Here is a 20,109-nt window from a genome sequence, read left to right as displayed (position 1 = left end):
TCTCTTACGATAATTATTTAATCCTGAGCGAGCATTTATTTTCTTTATCTCTTCATTGGCTACTTGCATATATCTCCCTCATTCCATCCAGTAATATTGAAAGAATATGCAAGTGCCGACACTAGGACCGGCACTTGCATATTGGGCTGGAAATTACTGATTACTTACCTAATGCTGCATTAATTTCTTCCAATACCTTCGTCCCGCCTATGCTGTTCCATTCTTCAACCATCTTATCAAATCCACTGTTTACTTCCGATTTAGCTTGAATGATGCTGGTTAAGGTCGTCACAACTAGCTCATCCATGGAGTTCCCACGTGCAACCATTGTTGGTGTTGGTGCGCCAATATACGCATTCCAGATGACTTGCTTAGGATAGGTAGCATCTACAAAGGCAAAAGGTGTATCTGTCGGGCCAAACATCATCGAGAATGCCGCATTTCCATCTGTCATATTCTTATAGAAGCCTTTTGCAACACCTGTTAAACTATCCGTTGTGTTATCTGCAAGCGCCTTCTTAATATCCTGGTGTCCCTGAAGATCAAGGCCTGGATCTAGGAAGTATACAGGAGACATTTGCCAAATATTATCAATGCCATTCTCACCAAAATACTTATTAAATTCAGCCGTTTTTCCGAATAGAGCTTCAGCATATAGATTCATCATTTTGATCAGATTCTCAGGATGCTTAGTTCCTTTCTTCACAACCATATATCCATCTACAGAAATTGTGAGTGGAATTTTAACCGGCTCGCCTGTCTTAGTTGGTAACGGAACCACAATCCACTTGGCATTCGGATCATTAGCTTTTGACTTGTCTGCTGCTCCAGCCATCCAGTGAGGACCATAGAACATTCCCGTCTTGCCTGCAATTACGGACTCCATAGCTTTACCGTTATCCTTAGTGCCAAACTCTTTATCAAGCAAGCCATCCTTAAACATCTTTTGCAGCAATGCTAATGGCTCTTTCATTTCAGCTTGAATAGCACCTTGTGCAACCTTACCGTCTTTTTCAACATAAACTAGGGGGAAGGCATTATAGGCCCAGAAGAATCCATTCATGTCATAACGGAAATTATTATCGATTTCAAGTCCAAATGTATCATTTTTGCTATTTCCGTCTGGATCCTTTGTAGCAAATGCTGTTGCTATTGCATATAGATCATCCATTGTTTTTGGACGTTGCAGACCAACCTTTGTCAGCCAGTCTTCGCGGATCCAAAGATGATTATAGTCATTAGTTGACGGCATTTTCTGTGGGATAGCATAGATTTTACCATCATGGGTCGCTGGTTCGAATACACGCTTTGTTTCTTTCTCTATAAGGCTCTTCAGAAGCTCGGAGCCATATTTATCATAAAGTGGACCCAGTTCTTCAATTGCTCCTGCTTCCATCAGTTGCTTAAGATCGGAAGATTGATTAATTTGAAACATATCCGGCAGAGAGCCAGAGGCCATAGCAAGCTTCATCTTATCATTGTAAGTAGTGCTGTCCGAAATCATTTTATAATCTACGGAAACATTCAGCTTTTCCTTGAACAACCGTGTCCAACGGTTATCATTTAACGTCTCACTTGTAAGCTCCTTCAGCTTCGTGATCATATCCATATTCGGATCAATATTCCTTCCCCATGTATAAGTAATGGGATCAGTACCTTCACTCTCAACTGCAGCAACATCGGCTGCTTGAGACTCTTTAGGACTTTCGGATTTATCAGAAGAACATCCAACTAACGTAAAAACCATAATTAAAGCGATACACCCCAACAGCATTCTTTTTTTCATTTTGGTAATCCTCCCTTTAGTTAAATGAATCAAGGATAAACGGCTGCGCTGTCTTTCAAATGAAAGGCGGCGCGTTTGTTCGGAATTCTAAGATCTGTATAAGCAAAAAACTTATACTTTCTTAGAATTTTAAAAAGTATACAAATTGTATACCACTATTACATGACTTTTCCCTTTAATGATTACTAAGTCCGCTTTAACTCCCCATCCCCTCCGCATGATAACGCATACATTAATTAAGAAAGCCGATCAGCTTTACTAGCCTACGCTTAGTTTAATTGTTTTTACTAATTAAAAGAATGCAGCATTTTTACTTGTGATGTATTAAAATTTTTACTTTTTTAGATTCATTAAATTTTTTTATACTTTTCGAATTAGGAATAAATATTATAATAGCCCCCACCTTGTGAAAGGCGAGGGCCATTATAGGCAACTATCGTTATTCCACCCAAACTTGACCGCAAGCTTCAATCGTTACACCTGATAAGCTACCTCCGAGCACCTCAACCTTAGGCTCATACATTCCATTAGCAGCATTCATGCTTTGTCTATAAATACCCCAAGAGGATCCAGCACTCCAGAAGCATGAGAAATTATCGCTATTCAGAACAGGCTCGAATTTCAGCCGTTTTTGCACCATATCAAACGAAAACCCTGACAAAGCAATTAATACTCCCCAGCTCGCTAACGATCTGGCATAATGGTGTCCACACTCGACTTCATTCCAAGGGTTGCGGCGGAAACCATCATGACGATCACGAACAGCCTTTACCATCCGCAAGCCTTCTTCAATAAAGCCTTCATAAATTAAATGAGTCGCTACTTGATATTCAATCCCCGTCCATACCTCCTGCGAATAAATGAACGGGAGCTTCGGCTGCTCTCCATAAGGCCATGAACATAAAACCAAACCTTGCTCATCATTCATTACATAAGTGCGTTGACAGTTTACATGATTAGAAAAATCCTCTTTGAAGTTATTCTGATAGACAGCGAGGATCGCTTTCCTTACATATTCTTTTGGCAGCAAATAACCCAATCCATAAAGATGAGCTAGCTGCTGTCCTAATAATTGATCCGATAAACACCCGGTGCCATGCTGATATTTATACTGATTAACATCCTCCAGTCTTTGAATGTAATACTCTCCATTCCACAAAGCTTTTTGGAGTTCACTACCGCTTTTTTCAAAAATCTGCAAGCACTTGCTTGCATACTTATCATCCTTAAGGTAAGCAGCAATCTCAATTACTGCCTTTAAAGCACCTAAAAACATAACTCCTGAAAGCGGATTGGGACCATAAAATTCAATATCATAGGTATTATGCTGTTTCGCATCAAGCAGATAATCCCCATCTGTATCCCAATGAGTTAAGGCAAAATCCAGTGCTTTTTGCACATTTGGCCAGAGCTCCCACAAAAATTCATTATCTCCGGATAGCTTCCATTCCCGATAGACCCGCATAATCGAACCCAATTGGCCATCAACCGCGGGAGGAGATTCTTTCCCCTGCCACATAAACTCAGCGTCAAATAAATGAAATGCCCTGAAATTCATTTTCCCATCTGCAGCTACTTCTTCGAGAAATTCTGTTTGCCGCATATTCCGCTCCAGCTCAGGAAAGAGGAAAGCCAAGGTTTGTGCATAATTCCAAACATGTGTGCAATTCCCTGCACAGGAGCCTTGTGTATCAAAGCTGCCCTCATAGGCTAAAAACCGGCCATCACTGAGCCAAAAACAAGTACTGCTGCGAATAACGGTTATATTGGCAGCTAAGGCATCAATTACATAATCCGGCAATGTACTCTCGAATAGGGCATCGCGAAAAAGAAACGTGGCTTCAGACAACCTCTTCCAGTTCATATGTGCATAGGCGCTAACCTCCCAAGAGCTGTTAAATCTTGCCGCATAGCGATTGTGCGCATTTCCAGCTTTTTGAATATTGTTAAAAAAATCGTTCCATCCATTCATTCGGTTGGGAAAATACCAAGCCACCATAAATTGAAAGGATCGGCTTTCACCGGGAAGCAGCTGTTCATGAACCGCAAGAGAACCCGTATCATTATTGCCTTCTGCAGATGGCTCTTCATAACCAAGATCAGTCAATCTTCCATCTTCGGAGAAATCATCCCAGAAATTTTGCAGATAATCGAACCAATCTCCTCGCAACCAAGCACGTTTATAGGTTACATCCCTATTTGTTGTAGTAAATGAAAGATTGCCGTATTGCAAATGATCTTTATCATATTTTTCAGAAGCTAAGTATAGTCCAGCTAAACCATCCTGAACTTTAAATTGATTAATGCTTTGACCATGCGGCTCTTTTGAAAAATAGCCAATTTGATCATAAGTAAGTCCACCAATTGGATTAAAAAGCGATCCTGCAATCGAGACTGATACAGGTTGTTCAGATGTATTAGTTACTTTATAGGTCAGTTGAAAGCAGGGAAGGCCAGAATCATCCGCTTGCAGAGGAATAAATGGAGTATAAGCTTCAAGCTCAACCTCTACAGGTAAATCATTATCTTCAAACTCAACACGAGCTATGGGATATTCCCCAATCAGACGCGAAGATTTTAAACGAGGGAGGCCAGCAGCCGTAATTGGCGGATAACCTGGACCTAACCAATGAGGTGGAGCTAGCTGTGATTCCAATATTTTCGTTACAGGAGCCGCTCCCTGCGATTTAGCCCAAATTGTAAAGAAGGTATTCGGTAAATTTAAACCTTTATTAGCATGGTTGAATATTTCCCAATCCCTCAGTTCACCTCTGCTGCCCAAAGATACATTTCCTGTTCCGATACCTCCAAGCAAAAACTTCGCTTCACTCGCCTCACCTGGAAACATAAATCGATTTTCGCTATTTATTTTCATCTGATTACTCCCATTCTTCTATTATATACACATTGTATACCAGAAGGATTTCAGGCACAAGACTATTATAAACATATGTTTTTACAGCTGCTTAGCTACTAAAGTAAACGTCTTTGGAATCCCTTTATCAAAAAGCTCTGAGGATAAATTCGGCTCTTCTTTCAACACTTCAATAAATAAACCCGCTTCCGCAACAGCTGTAACTACCTCACCTAATGTCCAACGACGCAGCCTTGTTTTCTTTAAATCCTTTTGTTTATCGGCAGATAAGAATTTATAATAAGGAACCTCTACCTCTTCAATGCTCGTATCAAAATAATCCCCATCCACCTTATGCTTACGAATAGCTTGAGTCGTACCACGCGAGCTGATCAGCTTAGTTGTAATCGGATGAAAATCCTGCAGCACCAATCGACCACCAGGAGCTAACAATTTAGAAACAATCGTCATCAATGCCAGTAAATCTGTGAAGTAATGTAGAATTCCAAATTCCATCAATACGATCTGGTAATCCCCCGTTAATTCAGCTTCTGGAAGCTCTAACACATCCGAAACGATATAATGAAGCTCGACTCCCGCTGCTTGAGCTAGCTCACGAGCATAACGAGCATTCTCCGATGCAATATCCACAACAGTCGCTTGAGCACCTAACAATGCCATTGCAATAGCCTTACTTCCATGAGACCCTAGCAGATTGACTACTTTCTTTCCTGCTATATCACCAATCCAGGTATGGAGAGTCGACAGCCGTGCTGCAGGATTAGATACAATTCTCGCCGCTGCCTCTTGCGGGGTTCCGAATCGGGCTGTCCAAGCTTCATAGGGCCCTTGATTCCAAGCCGCTTCATTCGATGTGCTTACTTCCTTTTGCATGTATATTGTGCCTCCATTATTTGCATTTCTTCCAGTGAGAATACCATAAATCCTCCTTGCTGCCAAACCTCACATATTTCGGACATAATTCGACAAAACTAGTCATTGCTTTACAGCAACTAATAATGGTAAATTTTACTTGCACATTATTAGAGTCAGAAAGGAAGTTAACCATGTTTAGCAATCGTGTTAGAAAAGCTGTGGGTCTATTTTCAATTATACTTCTTATCTCCAGCACCACAGCAACCGCAGCTTCATCCAGTACTTCAAACACGGTCCCATTAAGCACCAAAAAGATTGAGGGCGAGGTTTATTTTAAAGCATCCGATCTGCTTAAAGCATTAGGTGGAGAATTGATCCTTGATGAAAAAACAAAAGCCTACAGCTACAAAAAACCGAATCCCGTCCCAGATGCAATAGCTAAGGTTTCTCCTGCTGTTGTTGGTATTATCGGCAAGCCTGATGAAACAGAAAGTGCTGATTCCGATAATCGCTTTTCATTAGCACATGGAACCGGAGTAATCATCAAAGCGGATGGTTGGATTGTTACTAATGCCCATGTGGTCAAAAACATGAAAAACCTTACGGTTGTAACAACCAATGGCAAGCAATATGCTGCCAAAACGATGAATATAGATGAGGAAAGTGATCTTGCCTTAGTCAAAATCTCAGCAACTGGCTTACCGATTGCTAAATTTGCGGACAAGCTTAATGTTCAGGTTGGAGAAACGGTTGTTGCCATAGGTACTCCTATTTCCTTCTCCTTGCGTAATTCCGTGTCTGTTGGAGTCATTAGCGGGATTGATCGCTCGATCCATTCCACCTACCGTTTATTGCAGACCGATGCTGCCATCAACCCAGGGAATAGCGGCGGCCCTCTAATTAATCTTAAAGGTGAGGTCGTTGGGATTAATTCACTTAAATTTGCAGCAGTCGGTGTGGATAGTCTAGGTTTCTCAATCCCGATTGATACCGTAAACTATGTCATTCAACAGTTTTTTAAATATGGCAAGGTTAAGCGTCCTTATTCCGGACTTGAGCTGGAAGAAAGCTGGGCTGCTGTTGTTGGACTTCCCACAACTGACCCACTAACTGTGGTCAATGTCGCGACAGGCTCTCCTGCAGGTATAGCTGGTATTAAGAAAGGCGATGTGATTTATTCGCTTGATGCAATTAATGTAACAACACTGATCGATTTTAATGAACAGCTTCGCAAATATTTACCTGGTGATAAAACCAAGTTAATGGTCCTCTCTGACGGAGATCTAAAAACCATCTCTTTAACCTTTACAGAACAAAAATAATCCATGGAGCGTGTTATTTTGAAGAAGCTTACTAAATTCACAACTTTATTATTAATTTTAACATTTTTTATTTTCCAAGCTACTGCATTTGCTGAAACAGCAACCGCAAGCAAGACATTAAGCATCACCTTAACTATTGGACAAAAAGATATTAAGATCAACGAAACAAGTCTTACAGGTGAAGCGCCTTATATTACTAAAGACAACTCGACGCTCGTCCCATTAAGGGTCATCACTACAGCTTTTGGAGCTGTTCTAGCTTATGATGCTCCTACGAAAACAATCGGTTTAAAGTACAATGGACATGACTTAAGCTTAACGATTGATAACAAAATGGCTATTGTCGATGGAAAAGCAATCGAAATGAACACAGCCCCTCAGCTCCACAATGGTACTACTATGGTTCCTGTTCGCTTTATTACAGAGAACTTTGGAGCGACTATTACATTCGATAAGGTTACCAAACAAATCACAATTACAGGTGATGCACCCGTTGCTGATACCTCAGGCGGATTAAACAGCGATGCCGGAAAAACTAAAATTGGCGATAGCTACAATAATTGGACGATGAAGTATCCAACTGGCTTGGTTAAATCTTACCAGTCCTATAAAGGTGATTATCTCAATTTTGAAGATGCCAATGGTGAGTATGAATTGAACATCTCCATTGACCCATCTGATGTACAGAATATGTCCGCAGATGGCTTACTAACAGAACTAGCTGATTTCGTTACTGGAACAGTATTAAGTAAAAGTACAGCTACCGTTAATGGAGTATCCTTCGCTCGAATAATTAGCAAGGAAGAAGACATGTATACGGAATCAAGAGCTTATTTCGCTAATAGCAGTGTTTATACTTTAATCATGGATATCTCAGAAGTAAAAAATTATAACAACCCTTTGAAAAGTGCTGGCTATAAAGAGTTATTGGATAGTTTTACACTTACTTATGATACAAAGGACTTCACAACAAAAGATATCTCTACCGTTAAAAATGGTTATCGTATCTATACAAACGACGATTATGGGTTTACTTTAAATATTCCATCCGATTGGGATAAAGGAACGGAGGATAGTTCCAAATTCAATTTTCATAGCGGAGGAACGGAGGATAAAACCTTCCGAATTACAATAAGTTCGTTGGCTGCTGGTGAAACATTAGACAGCTGGGTTGCAAAAAACACTCTTCAGTTATCTGATTTCATAGTTCCTGAATATGGTAAGATTATCTCAACCACTTCTACTACTGTTGGAAATGAACCTGCTAAAGAAATGATTTCTGAATTTAATCTGGAGGATGCTTGGACTTCTGATACAGAATTCCTGATTATTAAAGGCAACCTTAAATATGACATTGATTTTGAATATCCTAAAGATGCGCCTGCTGCAGATATCCAAGCAACTAAAGAAGCCTTACTTCAATCCTTTGCCTTTACTGATAAATTAAATTCATCCCTTGGTACGATTAAAGATGATAGCGTAAATTCTGCAACTCTTTCCAAAATAGTTAGTAAAAATCTAGGTGTTAGCTTTGAAAAACCTGAATTCTGGGAAGACTCCACTGAGAATGCGGATAAAGATACCACTCTTAACTATACATTCGCAGATGGGTTTATCAATATTGGAGTCCGTACTAAAACACCAAAAGTAGACATAACAAAATATATGGAGGATTACCTTAAAGAAAATACGTACATTACTATCACAGCCAATACTACTGCAACCTTAGGTGGTCAAAATTTCAAAAAAATAACTTACTCAGAGAGTGCACTTGGTGTTCCAGTGAATGGTGAAATCTACTTATACAGCAGTGCAACAAAAGATTATGTGATTGTTTATGAGATTGGACCTGCCTTTAATACAGAGAGTACCAAACAAAGATTTGCCGCACTTATTGCTTCCTTTCAAATAACGCCTTAAGGTATTGAAAAAGAGCCTTGACCCTTGCATTTAGCAAAGGTCAAGGCTCTTTTAGTTCAAATTAAACCATTGATTTATAGTTCTCAGGCGGATAATAAGCTACTTCCTGATCATAGTTATGATCATCATAGGTTTTACCACTCCATGCGAGGACTACAATCTTACCTAAATCCATGTCGCTTTCTAATATTTCGGCATGCTCAGGTGAAACTCCCATTGCCCTAAGCTTGGCACGTAAGCCGTCGCCTTCTGAGCGGAAAAAGTTAGCAATAGCTGTAAAAATGCCTTCCTCTGCTACACTAATTTGGTTGCCATCTGTATGCTTGCTAATATATTCTGTCCGCTTTTCATTATGAGTCAGAACGAAGATGTTTTCTTTCGCAATACCTTCATTTTCTAGAGTTTGAATCTTATACCGAGCATCTAAGATATTATCTACGGTAAACACTTGAGTGTAGGTTGACATAATCATCACTCCTTAGAATTTAAATTTATTTAAATCAACTTTAGGCATTAAAATGGGTAATTAACTCTTCATCGGAATAATCTGATTTCATCATCTGAGTTGCATCCACGTTTTCTTTTTCATGTTTAGTGAAGAATGTGCCCAATAGGTGATAGCCATTTTCTTTAGCAATGGAGTATGTTCGGTGAAGTCTTTCTGCTGCCTCAATAGCTGCAGCTTCTGAAGGATATTCCTCCAATACATTACCTGAACCCAGTGGAGTTGCATTCGATAGAATGCTGACAAAGAACACATCCTGCTCATTTTGATTAACCTGGATTTCTGTATCAAAAAAAGTGATGCGATGTTTAATGTACATAAGTCATTCCTCCTTTGATTATTCGTTAATTTAGATATAACTATATAAACCATAGTTATTGGTTTGAAACATCTTTTTTATACACGAAAAAGCCTCGCTAAGCGAGGCTACAGTTGTTCTGGCTTGTTGGCTTTTTCTTTCAACCACTTTGGTGCCCCTTTGTTCTTACGGTCACGTTCACGATTGGTTTTAGCCTTTTTTAAGGTTGCTTTAGGTGCTGAGGGAGATGATGCTGCTTTTCCGGCTCTTTCATTAACAGGTACATAAGCTGCTTTAACAGTTTCTTCACCTTTTGAACTAGGTGGAGTTAATGTTGGGGCTTTAGCCGTATTTGTCGCTATTATAGGGTCTGGCTTATTAACTTTTTGCAAACCTGGATTAACAACTCGGCCTTCATACATATCTTTCTGCTCGAATGTAACACCTAGAGTCTTTGCATATTTATCCATGATGAATTGTTGTTTACGGGCGACGATGGAGATTACAGTTCCCTTACGCCCCATCCGGCCTGTCCGACCTGCACGATGAATATAATGATCCGCATCAACCGGCAAGTCAAGATTGAATACATGAGTGACCTCGATTAAATCCAAACCACGAGCCGCGACATCCGTAGCTAGCAGTAATTGAAACCGTCCTTCACGAAAACCACTCATAGCTCGGGCACGATCTTGTTTGCTAGCTTCACCGAATAACGCTTCAATGGTTAAGCCGACATAACTCAGCTTCTGCACGACCTCTGCGGCATCATCGGTTTCATTGATGAAAACAATTGCTGCTTTGGGATTATAAAGTCGCACCAATCGACGCAATGTATCAATTTTCTCACGTTCTTCGCAAACAAAGTAGAGATGCTCCAAGGTTTCTGCTGCTTTTTGTGCAGGATTAATGTGAACTAGAGCGGGCTCTTTCATCCAGCGCATAGCAGCTGCCTCAATTGCTTTTGAGATCGTGGCAGAGAAGAACAGAATCTGCCGATCTCGCATAGCGCTCTTGAGAATGGCTTCTACTTCTATCATTGACCCTAGATCAAATACTTGATCCACTTCATCGACGACAATCGTTTGAACATAATGCATCGACAGCTTCTTAACTTTAATTAATTCGAGTATCCGCCCTGGCGTGCCAACGACTATTTGGGGATGAAGACGCAGCTTTTCGATTTGACGACTTACCGAAGCACCGCCAATTAAAGGCTGTGCCAGAATACTGCTATGTTCAGTAAGCTTTTCAATTTCATGGATGATTTGCATCCCGAGCTCTCTAGTGGGTACTAGTACCATAACCTGTAGCTGCTTTAGGTCCTGATCAACCCTGTGCAAAGTAGGCAGCAAGTAAGCTAATGTTTTACCTGTCCCTGTTTGCGATTGAGCTATGACATCTTTGCCAGCAAGTATTAGAGGGATAGCTTCTGCTTGTATAGGAGTCGGGCTCACAATTTGCATCGCTTGTAATGGAGCCAATAAGGCTGGAGCAATCTGTAAGGCTTCAAAGCTGGTCTGCATGTGGATCCTCTTTTCAATGTTTTCTATCATTATAAGCCTTTCTGCCTCAATTCACACTCCAATCGTCATCAATTTTCTGTTTAATCGCTTCTCTTGCACGGAATAGACGTTGTTTAATGATTCCTTCACTAACATTAAGCTCAGCAGCCATTTCTCGATAAGACATATAATGCAGCCAACGCATTTCAAAAATCTGTCTATATTCTGGCTTTAAATCATTCAAATACTGAATAATCGATTCTTCCATGATCTTCATTTCAACCTCTTGTTCCAGAGGAATGGGAATATTAGAAGTAACACCTATCTCTCTATCATCCATCATCTCTTCTTTTTCCAGTTCATTCCGGTTCCTTTTGATTTTACGCAAAAAGTTCAAGGTTACATTTCGGGTTAAGGTTTTTAACCAGCCCTCCATCTTATTCCAGTTCAGCAGCTGGTCAGACTTGCTGATCGCTCGCAAAAATGACTCTTGCATAATGTCCTCAGTAACCCCGTGATCCTTAACAATAAAAAATACCATAGGATACATTAGTACATAAAAGTCTTTATAGACTTCAAGCTGCTGCTCGTGCGGCAAGGTATGAAAATCCGTGGCAAATAACAAAATTAAGTGTTTAGGCATACATACCCTCCACAGCGTCCTATTTATTATTCAAAAATTTATAAATAAATTTATTAGAAAACCAAGGAAACACAGTAATAAATTTAGCCGCCCATCCGAATAATACAGGCAGGTTTACTTCCATTTTACGTTTAATAATCGCGCGAAACACTGCTTTGCCTACTTGCTCAGGACGAAGCATATAGGATTTCATCTTACCCGAATAATTCCCAGTAGGATCAGCCAGATCAAAAAAAGGCGTATCTATCGGTCCAGGATTCACTGCAGTAATAAAGATACCGCTACCTTTTAATTCCTGCCGCAAGCTGTTGGTAAAACCCAGTACAGCATGCTTGGATGCGCAGTAACCACTAGATTTAGCCGTGCCAATTTTACCAGCAAGTGAAGCGATATTGACAATATGTCCAGAGTTGGCTTCGAGCATATAGGGCATAACTGCTTTGGTGAATCTTACGGTTCCCATATAATTGACGTCCATCATCTGTTCCATGGTATCTATGTCAGCCTCAATAAAATTCTCAAACACTCCAAAGCCTGCATTGTTAATCAGAATATCAATTTTATCGTATGTAAGTATAATTTGATGAACGGCTTCAAAAACCTGCTCCGTTGAGGTGACATCCGTTACCATCCATTCATGTTTCCCTTGCATGAGTGCGGCAGTTTGATGCAGCCTTTCTTCAGACCTTGCAATAAGTATAACAATAGCACCTTGACGAGATAGCTCTTGCGCCATCCAAGCACCAATTCCACTGGATGCTCCAGTAATTACAACGACTTTATTAGCAAACCAACTCACTCATCAACCTCCTACTAACAAGGATAAACGGCTATATTTAAAAAAAAAGCAGAAACCTTCCGAAGAAAGCCCCACCTTGGATTTATACGTTTAATGGCATCTCTTATAAATTGGTTCGCCGTTAATCGTGTGAGTCTTTTCCGATGAATTATTCTTCCACTCGTCGGACAGATCTTAGGTCATAATAACTTGAATATCTAATTCACCAATACCTTCAATAATTAATGGAATCGTCAACGCTTTCTTAGGAATGAATCCTGCCGCAGTCACGGATTGAACGACTTTAGGTGGTGTAATATCTACGCGAACTCCTTGATTATATAACATGGTGCTTGCATTTCCACTAATCATATTACCTAATTCAGAAATTGCACTGTGACCCATCTCGTCCATTTCAGTCAGAACAAATCCACCCATCATTGCAGATACGAGTTTCAAAGCAACGACCTCATGAAGACCAAATACAATATCACCTTGCATTTGCCCAGTAATGCCAATTTGGATCCAAATATATTTTTCAACAAATTTGATATCCTTGATACCGAGTTGACCCGTTGTAGGCCGAATATTAATCATTTGTTCAATTACTATTCTTGCAGATTCCAAAAAGGGGTTTATGTATTCCGCCTTCATTGATATTTGGCTCCTTTTCGTCATAATTCAGCAAAAGGTTATTTGTACCATTATAAACGAAAAACATAGGTCAAGTATACTATTATTATGCAGGATTATTTTTAACTTTCTAGGACTGCTTTCGTGCATTAGAGGGCGAGTATTTTTTAACTTTTTTAAATACCTTATCAAAATAATTAATATTGCAGAAACCTACCTGCTCAGCAATGCGTGTGATAGGTATCTCTGTTTTCTTCAGCAATCTCTCCGCTTCATTAATTCGGATAATATGCAAATATTCAATAAAAGTTCGTCCAGTCATTTTCTTGAAGCTTTTACAGAAGTGATGTGTGCTTAAATTAACTAGCTTAGCTGCCTGCTCCAATGATATTTTATTCGAGAAGGCTTTTTCCAAATAAATAATAACTGGTTTCAGCATTTCAGCTTGCCGTACATTTTTTTGATTATGAGGTAACTTAATTGAGCTGTGGCGTGAAAAAAGTACAAGGATAAGCTGTAAATAGGCTTTGATATTCACTTCATAGGCAAATGCTTTATTTGTAAATTCATCAATCGTTTTTAAAATCCATTGCTTGGTTTCAACATAATAATCGTCTGTCTTCTGGATCAGGTTGGGCAAAGAAAGATCACCGTTTAGAAAAGGACCTATGGTTTGGGCATGATGTGCATCTAATACAGATCCAAACAACAAGGAAGGGTTATAGACGATAGCATAATAATTCACTCCTTGATTGTGGATGGAATAACCCGAGTGCAATTGTCCACCATTCACAAACAGAATATCACCTGCCGTAGCCGCAAACGATTGATTCCCAATATCAAAAACAGCCTCCCCTTCAACCATATAAATCAGCTCCATATGCTCATGCCAATGGAGTCCCAATACATTATGATCATTTGGTAAATTATGAAAAATATTTATCGGAAACGCTTGGTCAGGAAGCCATGTGTTTTCTTTTAGATTAGCGTAAGTCATTATGTCCCTCCATATACAAGAAAGCTTGTTCATATTCTGCACAAGATAGTATAAGTATTGAACAGGATAGTATAGAGAACCCTGTAGAAGTTGCTGATATGATAATCAAAGTATACCGCATTTTATAACAAAGCGTATGTTTATGATGCCATGATCAAACAGAAAATCTCAGGAGGTTTTTACATGCAACAAATTAGAATGGGTACCCTTGTAGGAGGGACCGATGCAGTTCGCGTCTTACCCCAAATCATTCCACACGGTTTTGAATCATTTAGTTTAACCTTTTGGCAGACGACGGGAACTACCAACTTGAGTGAAACGGCTAAACAAGTTAAGGAAATACTTGCAGAGAAAGATATTATTATTTCAACACTTGGTATTTTTGGAAACGCGCTTACTGGTGAAGGCGATAATGCCGATACTGTAGCCAGCTGGGAACGTTTAATTGATCATGCGCATGAATTTGGCACAGATCTTGTAAGCGGTTTTACGGGTAGAATGCCCGGATCCATTGATCAATCTATTACGCGCTACCAAGAGGTTTTTGGCAAGCTGGCGGAGCGCGCTGCAGATCGTGGCGTTCGTTTAGCTTTTGAAAACTGCGATATGGGTGGGACATGGAAGAATGGGGATTGGAACATTGCCCATAACCCAACCGCTTGGGAAATGATGTTCAACTCATTGAAAGCAGATAATATTGGTTTACAATGGGAGCCTTGCCATCAGATGGTCAGTTTAATTGACCCGATTCCCCAGCTTCGCAAATGGATCGATAAAGTATTCCATGTCCATGGTAAAGATGCCACTATTGCTTGGGATATTGTACGTGAATTTGGTATCCATGGACCTAAGGAATTCGTTTGGCACCGTACTCCGGGGTTTGGTGATACCAATTGGACGGATATTATTACAATCCTAAGACAAGGTGGGTATAAAGGAACCATTGATATCGAAGGCTGGCATGATCCTGTTTATCGGGATGAGTTAGAAATGACCGGACAGGTTCATGGACTGAATTATTTAAAGCAATGCCGTGGCGGCAGCTTTGTTCCGAATCCTATTTAATTTACTGGAGGAATTGCTAAAATGAAAAAACATCGTCTAGTCGTAGCAGGCTGTGGAGGTATGTCTAATATTTGGTTGGATTATGCAGCCCAGCGTGAGGATGTAGAAATAGTTGGGCTCGTTGATATATTTGAAGATAGTGCAAAAGCAATGGCGGAGAAAAGAGCATTAAATGTGCCGACTTTCACTGATTTAGCAGCAGCTCTTAGTGCAACGAAAGCAAATCTCGTGTTTGATGTGACCATACCGGAGAGTCATAAACTCATCGTTTCTACTGCGCTTAAGCATGGCTGTAATGTGTTTGGCGAGAAACCGATGGCAGCCTCTATTGAAGAAGCAAATGAGCTTGTTCAGCTAGCTAAGGACGCAGGGAAAAATTATGCCATAATGCAGAATCGACGTTATATAAAGCTGATGCGTGCTTTCAGAAGTGTGGTTGAAGCTGGAACCTTAGGTACTCTAGGCTCCGTGCATGCCGATTTCTTCATCGGTGCTCATTTTGGCGGCTTTCGCGATTTAATGGACAGCCCACTAATTCTAGACATGGCTATCCATACCTTCGATCAGGCTAGATTTCTAATGGGTGCTGATCCTGTATCCGTTTATTGTCATGAATTTAATCCCCCGGGATCATGGTATAAAGGCAATGCATCCGCGATTTGTATATTCGAAATGTCCGATGGCTCGGTTTTCACCTACCAGGGCTCTTGGTGTGCGGAAGGTTTCCCGACCTCTTGGGAATCCAATTGGCGAGTTATTGGCAGTAAAGGAACGGCCCTATGGGATGGCACTCATGTACCAACCTATCAAATAATTGATGAGACTCAACCTAAGGAATTCCATAGTAAATTCACACAACACGAAGCCGAAGTTACTTGGGACGGACGAGAAGGCCACTGGGGCTGCTTAGACGAAATGTTTGCTTCATTAGAAGAAGGGCGACTAGCAGAAACCTCTTGCTTTGATAATATCAAAAGCACCGCAATGGTTTTTGGAGCAATTCAAAGCGCGAAGCTAGGGCAAAAAGTAAGCTTAGTTTAGGGATATGAAATTCATCCCGTAAATTTTTGTAGGCTTGCCAACCATTAGTTGCTTTATAGGCAGTTAAATCATCAAGTAAGTAGGAAGACAACTACTTAAATGCTTTTCAGGCATCTAAAACGAGTGATAACTAGCAAAGCCTAAAACTCAACCCAAATAGCTGCCTCAAAAGCAGCTATTTGGGTTGAGTTTCTCTAACGAACTTCTTATCGTTTCCAAGGATAATCTAGAGACTCAACTCCTCCACTACTCCTCTAACAGTAATAAATATCTCTTCAGCCAGTTACTTCAATTAATTTGAATCTCTAACGATACTTCTTATCGTTTCAATGGCTTATCTAGAGACCTCAACTCTTCCACTACTCCTCTAACAATAATAAATATCTCTACAGCCAGTTACTTCAACTAATTTGATTCTCTAACGATACTTCTTATCGTTTCAATGGCTTATCTAGAGACCTCAACTCTTCCACTACTCCTCTAACAATAATAAATATCTCTACAGCCAATTACTTCAACTAATTTAATTCTCTAACAATACTTCTTATCGTTTCCAAAGGCTTATTTATATTCCACTGCCTCTCTCCAATCACCAAGCTGCAGTCTACACTAAATAACTTTAATAAATTGTGCTAAACTTAGACAAAAGATAAACCATTAGACAACCTTAGAAGGAGAATCAACATGATTGGATTTTTAATTGATTTAGACGGAACTTTATATAGCGGGCATAACCCTATCCCAGAGGCTTATGAATTCATTAGTTTGCTCAAGCAAAAAAAGCTGCCGTTTCTCTTGTTAACAAACAACTCTAGCCGCCTCCCTCAGGAAGTAGCTGCACACCTTCTAGAAGTAACCGGCATTGAGGTTACAGTCGATGAGATTTTCACCTCGGCTCAAGCTGCTACACTTTATATCGCAGATCAACAACAGCATGCCTCTGTCTATTGTATAGGTGAGCAAGGCTTACTATCCACACTGGAAGTAGCAGGTTTTACGCTTACCAATAACTCCGCATCCACTCAGCCTGATTTTGTTGTCCAAGGGATTGACCGCCAATTTACCTATGAGAAGCTGGAACGAGCTGTTCAATATATTGCTGCAGGTGCTATTTCGATTAACACTAATCCTGACCACTTACTGCCTTCTAGCGGCCGCCCTCATCCAGGCTCTGGTTCTTTAGCCGCTGCAATCGCAACAGCCAGCCAGGTTCAGCCGATCGTCATCGGTAAACCTTCTTCCATTATCATGAATTATGCTATTGAAAGGCTAGGATTGCCTGCTGCTGACATTTGGGTTGTAGGAGACAATGTTCACACAGATATTAATGGCGGCAAGCTTGTCGGCTGTCCTACCGCTCTTGTTTTAACCGGTCTAGCCACCCTACATAATGTCCAACAACAAATTGATTCTTCCCAGATTCAACCTGATCTCGTTTGCACAAATTTAAAAATGTTAGCAGAAAAGCTAAGAATTTATTAAGATTTCCACCACTTCATTATTAAGATTCGTTATTTATACTAGGTTTATGAAGAATCAGAAAGAGGAATTTTATGGCCAATGAAACCTTATTGCTAGTCGATGATGAAAAAGAGATTCTTGATTTACTGGAAATTTATTTAAAAAACGACGGCTATCAGCTTTTGCGGGCAGGTAATGGTATCGAGGCACTTCAGCTTTTACAGAAGAATGATGTCGATCTAATTATTCTAGATATCATGATGCCACAGATGGACGGCATTCAAGCCTGTCTGAAAATTCGCGAACAGAAGAATATGCCGATCATCATGTTATCCGCCAAAGCTCAAGACATGGATAAAATCATGGGCTTAAGCTCAGGCGCAGATGATTATATGAGCAAGCCCTTTAATCCACTTGAATTGCTGGCTCGAGTCAAGTCACAGCTTCGTCGTTACACCCGCTTGAATGTGCCGCGTCCTGTTAAAACCGAGGAAATTGAGATTGATGAGCTAACCATTAATACAGCTACTCACGAAATTCGTATTGAAGGCCGTGAGATTAAATTAACTCCTCGAGAGTTTGCAATTCTGACTTTATTGGCTAAAAATCGCGGTATTGTCTTTAGTATCGAACGGATTTATGAGAGTGTCTGGAATGAAAGCTTCTTCCAATCTGATAACACCGTAATGGTTCACATTCGTAAAATTCGTGAGAAAATAGAAAGCAATCCACGTCAACCGCGTTATATTAAAACCGTTTGGGGAGTTGGCTACAAAATTGAAAATGAATAAAATATTCCCGTTTAATTGGATTGGAGACCTCGTTCGCCTAGGCGTCCGCACCTCCGTTCTGGTCAGGACTAATATCCGCCGAAGCATTCGCCTCCAGCTCATGGTTGCTTTCTTGATTTGTTTTTTTGCAGCTTGGATCGTCTATGGAATAAGTGGTTCGTTCTTTGGTGAAGTTAATCGCAGCCCAGTTATCGAATATTCCCAAGGCATTCGCCAGATAGATGATCGAGCTCAGAATATGGTTGAGAGAATTAAAAACGAATCCCGCTTCCAAGAAGACATAACGGTAACCCAACATGTGTATATAGCGGATTCTGATGATGGCTACAACCTCCAAGATTACTTAGACGGTAATATCAACCAGAACAGTTCACATGTTTTAATATTGGATTTGGACGGTAAAGTCATTTATAAAAGCAGCAATGCAACCGAAAATCATGTGGATGTCTACAAAATGATTTCGCAAGCCATGGATACTCGCTCCAACCCTTATGAGAGAACCGAAATCACTAGCTTTTACCCCTTGGATATTGTCAGTCAAAAAATGTACTTGGTCCTGATTGGGATTCCTGAACCTTCCATTACTTATTCAAGAGGAAAAAGTCCGCTAACGCTGCTATTCGCTGTTGCTGCATTCATCTTCTTATTCTACCTATTAACTCGACGGAAAATGCAAGATATCGAGGCATTGACTGAGGGGCTTCTCCAAATAGCCAAAGGTAATTTGAAACATCGTGTAGTTGAAAAGAGTGAGGACGAGCTTGGCTCCTTAGCCGCTAATATCAATCATATGACAGGTGAGCTTCAACGCACAATTGAAGAAGAGCGCAACGCTGAACGCACTAAAAATGAACTGATAACCAATGTCTCACATGACTTAAGGACTCCATTGACCTTAATAATTGGATATCTGAGATTGTTAAAAGATAAGAATTATGATGACCAGGTTCACGCCGATTCTTATATTAATATCGCTTATAACAAATCCGAGAAATTAAACCGGCTCATTGATGATCTTTTCGACTATACCAAATTCTCAAATCATAGCGTCCCCATGCAAATCGAGAAAATCAACTTAAACGAGTTGATTGATCAGCTTCTAGAGGAGCAAATCTCCTATGCAGAAGAAAATAACTTAATTTTTGTGCGAGAACTGCCTTCTAGCAAAATGTTTGTTGCCATTGACGCGGATCAAATGATTAGGGTATTCGATAATTTATTAGCAAATGCTATCAAATATAGCGATAAACCTGGAGAAGTCACCGTTCGCCTTACTCGCGTGAACGAATTCGCTGAAGTACGCATCATTAACCGCGCAACTGGATTGAATAAAGACGAGCTGCCTCATGTTTTTGATCGTTTTTATCGCTTAGATGCTGCGAGAACCTCCGACACTGGCGGTTCTGGACTAGGCTTAGCTATTGCCAAAAGTATTGTTGAAGCACACCAAGGTGAAATATGGACCCATACCGAGCAAGACGAAATTCATTTCTGTATGCGATTGAAGCTAGCCTTATAAATTTAACCTCCTACGTCAATGAATGACGAGGGGGTTTGTTTTTTTTACGATAAGAGTTTTATTGCCGATGCCTGTAAATTCACATATAATCAACTTGTCGCTTAAGCTAAAGCTA

At 40.2% G+C, this 20,109-nt stretch carries 17 protein-coding genes; 7 read left to right on the top strand and 10 right to left on the bottom strand.

Annotated features, from left to right (window positions below):
- Positions 1-160 precede the first annotated feature (160 nt).
- The 3 genes from EHS13_RS08360 to EHS13_RS08350 form a co-directional block, all read right to left on the bottom strand.
- Complete coding sequence (locus EHS13_RS08360; RefSeq protein WP_155699890.1) at positions 161-1,786, bottom strand: extracellular solute-binding protein; 1,626 nt, start codon at positions 1,784-1,786, stop codon at positions 161-163.
- Between the two features lie 439 nt (positions 1,787-2,225).
- The gene (locus tag EHS13_RS08355; protein WP_155699889.1) at positions 2,226-4,661 is read right to left on the bottom strand and encodes a GH116 family glycosyl-hydrolase; all 2,436 of its coding nucleotides are present in this window, start codon (positions 4,659-4,661) and stop codon (positions 2,226-2,228) included.
- 81 nt (positions 4,662-4,742) lie between these two features.
- On the bottom strand, positions 4,743-5,534 hold the full coding sequence (locus EHS13_RS08350) for a class I SAM-dependent methyltransferase (protein WP_155699888.1): 792 nt from the start codon (positions 5,532-5,534) through the stop codon (positions 4,743-4,745).
- A gap of 173 nt (positions 5,535-5,707) precedes the next feature.
- On the opposite strand from EHS13_RS08350, the gene EHS13_RS08345 reads away from it, so the two are divergent.
- Positions 5,708-6,838 carry a S1C family serine protease gene (locus EHS13_RS08345; protein WP_155699887.1) on the top strand — a complete coding sequence of 377 codons (1,131 nt, stop codon included), beginning with the start codon at positions 5,708-5,710 and terminating at the stop codon, positions 6,836-6,838.
- An 18-nt stretch (positions 6,839-6,856) separates the two neighbouring features.
- Entirely contained in the window at positions 6,857-8,758 is a 1,902-nt protein-coding gene (locus tag EHS13_RS08340) for a copper amine oxidase N-terminal domain-containing protein (RefSeq protein WP_162463004.1), read from the top strand.
- A gap of 61 nt (positions 8,759-8,819) precedes the next feature.
- Here EHS13_RS08340 and EHS13_RS08335 read toward each other — a convergent pair whose 3' ends face one another.
- The 7 genes from EHS13_RS08335 to EHS13_RS08305 all read right to left on the bottom strand — a co-directional run bounded on the left by EHS13_RS08335 (position 8,820) and on the right by EHS13_RS08305 (position 14,117).
- Positions 8,820-9,224, bottom strand: a complete 405-nt coding sequence (locus EHS13_RS08335; protein ID WP_155699885.1) for a YflT domain-containing protein — start codon at positions 9,222-9,224, stop codon at positions 8,820-8,822.
- Between the two features lie 40 nt (positions 9,225-9,264).
- Positions 9,265-9,582: a hypothetical protein gene (locus EHS13_RS08330; protein WP_155699884.1), complete on the bottom strand. Its 318-nt coding sequence runs from the start codon at positions 9,580-9,582 to the stop codon at positions 9,265-9,267.
- A 107-nt stretch (positions 9,583-9,689) separates the two neighbouring features.
- Positions 9,690-11,087: a DEAD/DEAH box helicase gene (locus EHS13_RS08325; protein WP_155699883.1), complete on the bottom strand. Its 1,398-nt coding sequence runs from the start codon at positions 11,085-11,087 to the stop codon at positions 9,690-9,692.
- A gap of 46 nt (positions 11,088-11,133) precedes the next feature.
- Entirely contained in the window at positions 11,134-11,709 is a 576-nt protein-coding gene (locus EHS13_RS08320) for an RNA polymerase sigma factor (RefSeq protein WP_155699882.1), read from the bottom strand.
- Between the two features lie 19 nt (positions 11,710-11,728).
- Positions 11,729-12,508, bottom strand: coding sequence for an SDR family NAD(P)-dependent oxidoreductase (locus tag EHS13_RS08315; protein WP_155699881.1), 780 nt, complete (start codon positions 12,506-12,508; stop codon positions 11,729-11,731).
- Positions 12,509-12,682: 174 nt separating this feature from the next.
- Positions 12,683-13,141 (bottom strand): chemotaxis protein CheX, encoded by a 459-nt coding sequence (locus tag EHS13_RS08310; RefSeq protein WP_155699880.1) that lies wholly within the window; start codon positions 13,139-13,141, stop codon positions 12,683-12,685.
- A 109-nt stretch (positions 13,142-13,250) separates the two neighbouring features.
- On the bottom strand, positions 13,251-14,117 hold the full coding sequence (locus EHS13_RS08305) for an AraC family transcriptional regulator (protein ID WP_162463003.1): 867 nt from the start codon (positions 14,115-14,117) through the stop codon (positions 13,251-13,253).
- A 183-nt stretch (positions 14,118-14,300) separates the two neighbouring features.
- Between EHS13_RS08305 and EHS13_RS08300 the strand changes: the two genes are divergently transcribed.
- The 5 genes from EHS13_RS08300 to EHS13_RS08280 all read left to right on the top strand — a co-directional run bounded on the left by EHS13_RS08300 (position 14,301) and on the right by EHS13_RS08280 (position 19,994).
- Positions 14,301-15,182, top strand: coding sequence for a sugar phosphate isomerase/epimerase family protein (locus EHS13_RS08300; protein WP_155699878.1), 882 nt, complete (start codon positions 14,301-14,303; stop codon positions 15,180-15,182).
- Positions 15,183-15,203: 21 nt separating this feature from the next.
- A complete protein-coding gene (locus EHS13_RS08295; protein ID WP_155699877.1) occupies positions 15,204-16,223 on the top strand; it encodes a Gfo/Idh/MocA family protein in 1,020 nt (339 codons plus the stop codon).
- 684 nt (positions 16,224-16,907) lie between these two features.
- Positions 16,908-17,705, top strand: a complete 798-nt coding sequence (locus EHS13_RS08290; protein WP_155699876.1) for an HAD-IIA family hydrolase — start codon at positions 16,908-16,910, stop codon at positions 17,703-17,705.
- Between the two features lie 71 nt (positions 17,706-17,776).
- Entirely contained in the window at positions 17,777-18,475 is a 699-nt protein-coding gene (locus EHS13_RS08285) for a response regulator transcription factor (RefSeq protein WP_155699875.1), read from the top strand.
- Complete coding sequence (locus EHS13_RS08280; RefSeq protein WP_227013842.1) at positions 18,468-19,994, top strand: sensor histidine kinase; 1,527 nt, start codon at positions 18,468-18,470, stop codon at positions 19,992-19,994. Before EHS13_RS08285 ends, EHS13_RS08280 begins: the two co-directional genes overlap by 8 nt.
- The last annotated feature ends 115 nt before the right edge of the window (positions 19,995-20,109 follow it).

Origin of the sequence: Paenibacillus psychroresistens, assembly GCF_009728935.1 — a bacterium.
GTDB classification, from domain to species: Bacteria; Bacillota; Bacilli; order Paenibacillales; family NBRC-103111; genus Paenibacillus_AC; species Paenibacillus_AC psychroresistens.
The sequence above is the reverse complement of the archived record's forward strand: the minus strand, read 5'-3'. Positions and strand labels throughout refer to the sequence as shown.

Coding starts and splice junctions, on each gene's coding strand:
- EHS13_RS08360 (WP_155699890.1), bottom strand. CDS start 1,786: ATGAAAAAAAGAATGCTGTTGGGGTGTATCGCTTTAATTATGGTTTTT.
- EHS13_RS08355 (WP_155699889.1), bottom strand. CDS start 4,661: ATGAAAATAAATAGCGAAAATCGATTTATGTTTCCAGGTGAGGCGAGT.
- EHS13_RS08350 (WP_155699888.1), bottom strand. CDS start 5,534: ATGCAAAAGGAAGTAAGCACATCGAATGAAGCGGCTTGGAATCAAGGG.
- EHS13_RS08345 (WP_155699887.1), top strand. CDS start 5,708: ATGTTTAGCAATCGTGTTAGAAAAGCTGTGGGTCTATTTTCAATTATA.
- EHS13_RS08335 (WP_155699885.1), bottom strand. CDS start 9,224: ATGTCAACCTACACTCAAGTGTTTACCGTAGATAATATCTTAGATGCT.
- EHS13_RS08330 (WP_155699884.1), bottom strand. CDS start 9,582: ATGTACATTAAACATCGCATCACTTTTTTTGATACAGAAATCCAGGTT.
- EHS13_RS08325 (WP_155699883.1), bottom strand. CDS start 11,087: ATGCAGACCAGCTTTGAAGCCTTACAGATTGCTCCAGCCTTATTGGCT.
- EHS13_RS08320 (WP_155699882.1), bottom strand. CDS start 11,709: ATGCCTAAACACTTAATTTTGTTATTTGCCACGGATTTTCATACCTTG.
- EHS13_RS08310 (WP_155699880.1), bottom strand. CDS start 13,141: ATGAAGGCGGAATACATAAACCCCTTTTTGGAATCTGCAAGAATAGTA.
- EHS13_RS08305 (WP_162463003.1), bottom strand. CDS start 14,117: ATGACTTACGCTAATCTAAAAGAAAACACATGGCTTCCTGACCAAGCG.
- EHS13_RS08300 (WP_155699878.1), top strand. CDS start 14,301: ATGCAACAAATTAGAATGGGTACCCTTGTAGGAGGGACCGATGCAGTT.
- EHS13_RS08295 (WP_155699877.1), top strand. CDS start 15,204: ATGAAAAAACATCGTCTAGTCGTAGCAGGCTGTGGAGGTATGTCTAAT.
- EHS13_RS08290 (WP_155699876.1), top strand. CDS start 16,908: ATGATTGGATTTTTAATTGATTTAGACGGAACTTTATATAGCGGGCAT.
- EHS13_RS08285 (WP_155699875.1), top strand. CDS start 17,777: ATGGCCAATGAAACCTTATTGCTAGTCGATGATGAAAAAGAGATTCTT.
- EHS13_RS08280 (WP_227013842.1), top strand. CDS start 18,468: ATGAATAAAATATTCCCGTTTAATTGGATTGGAGACCTCGTTCGCCTA.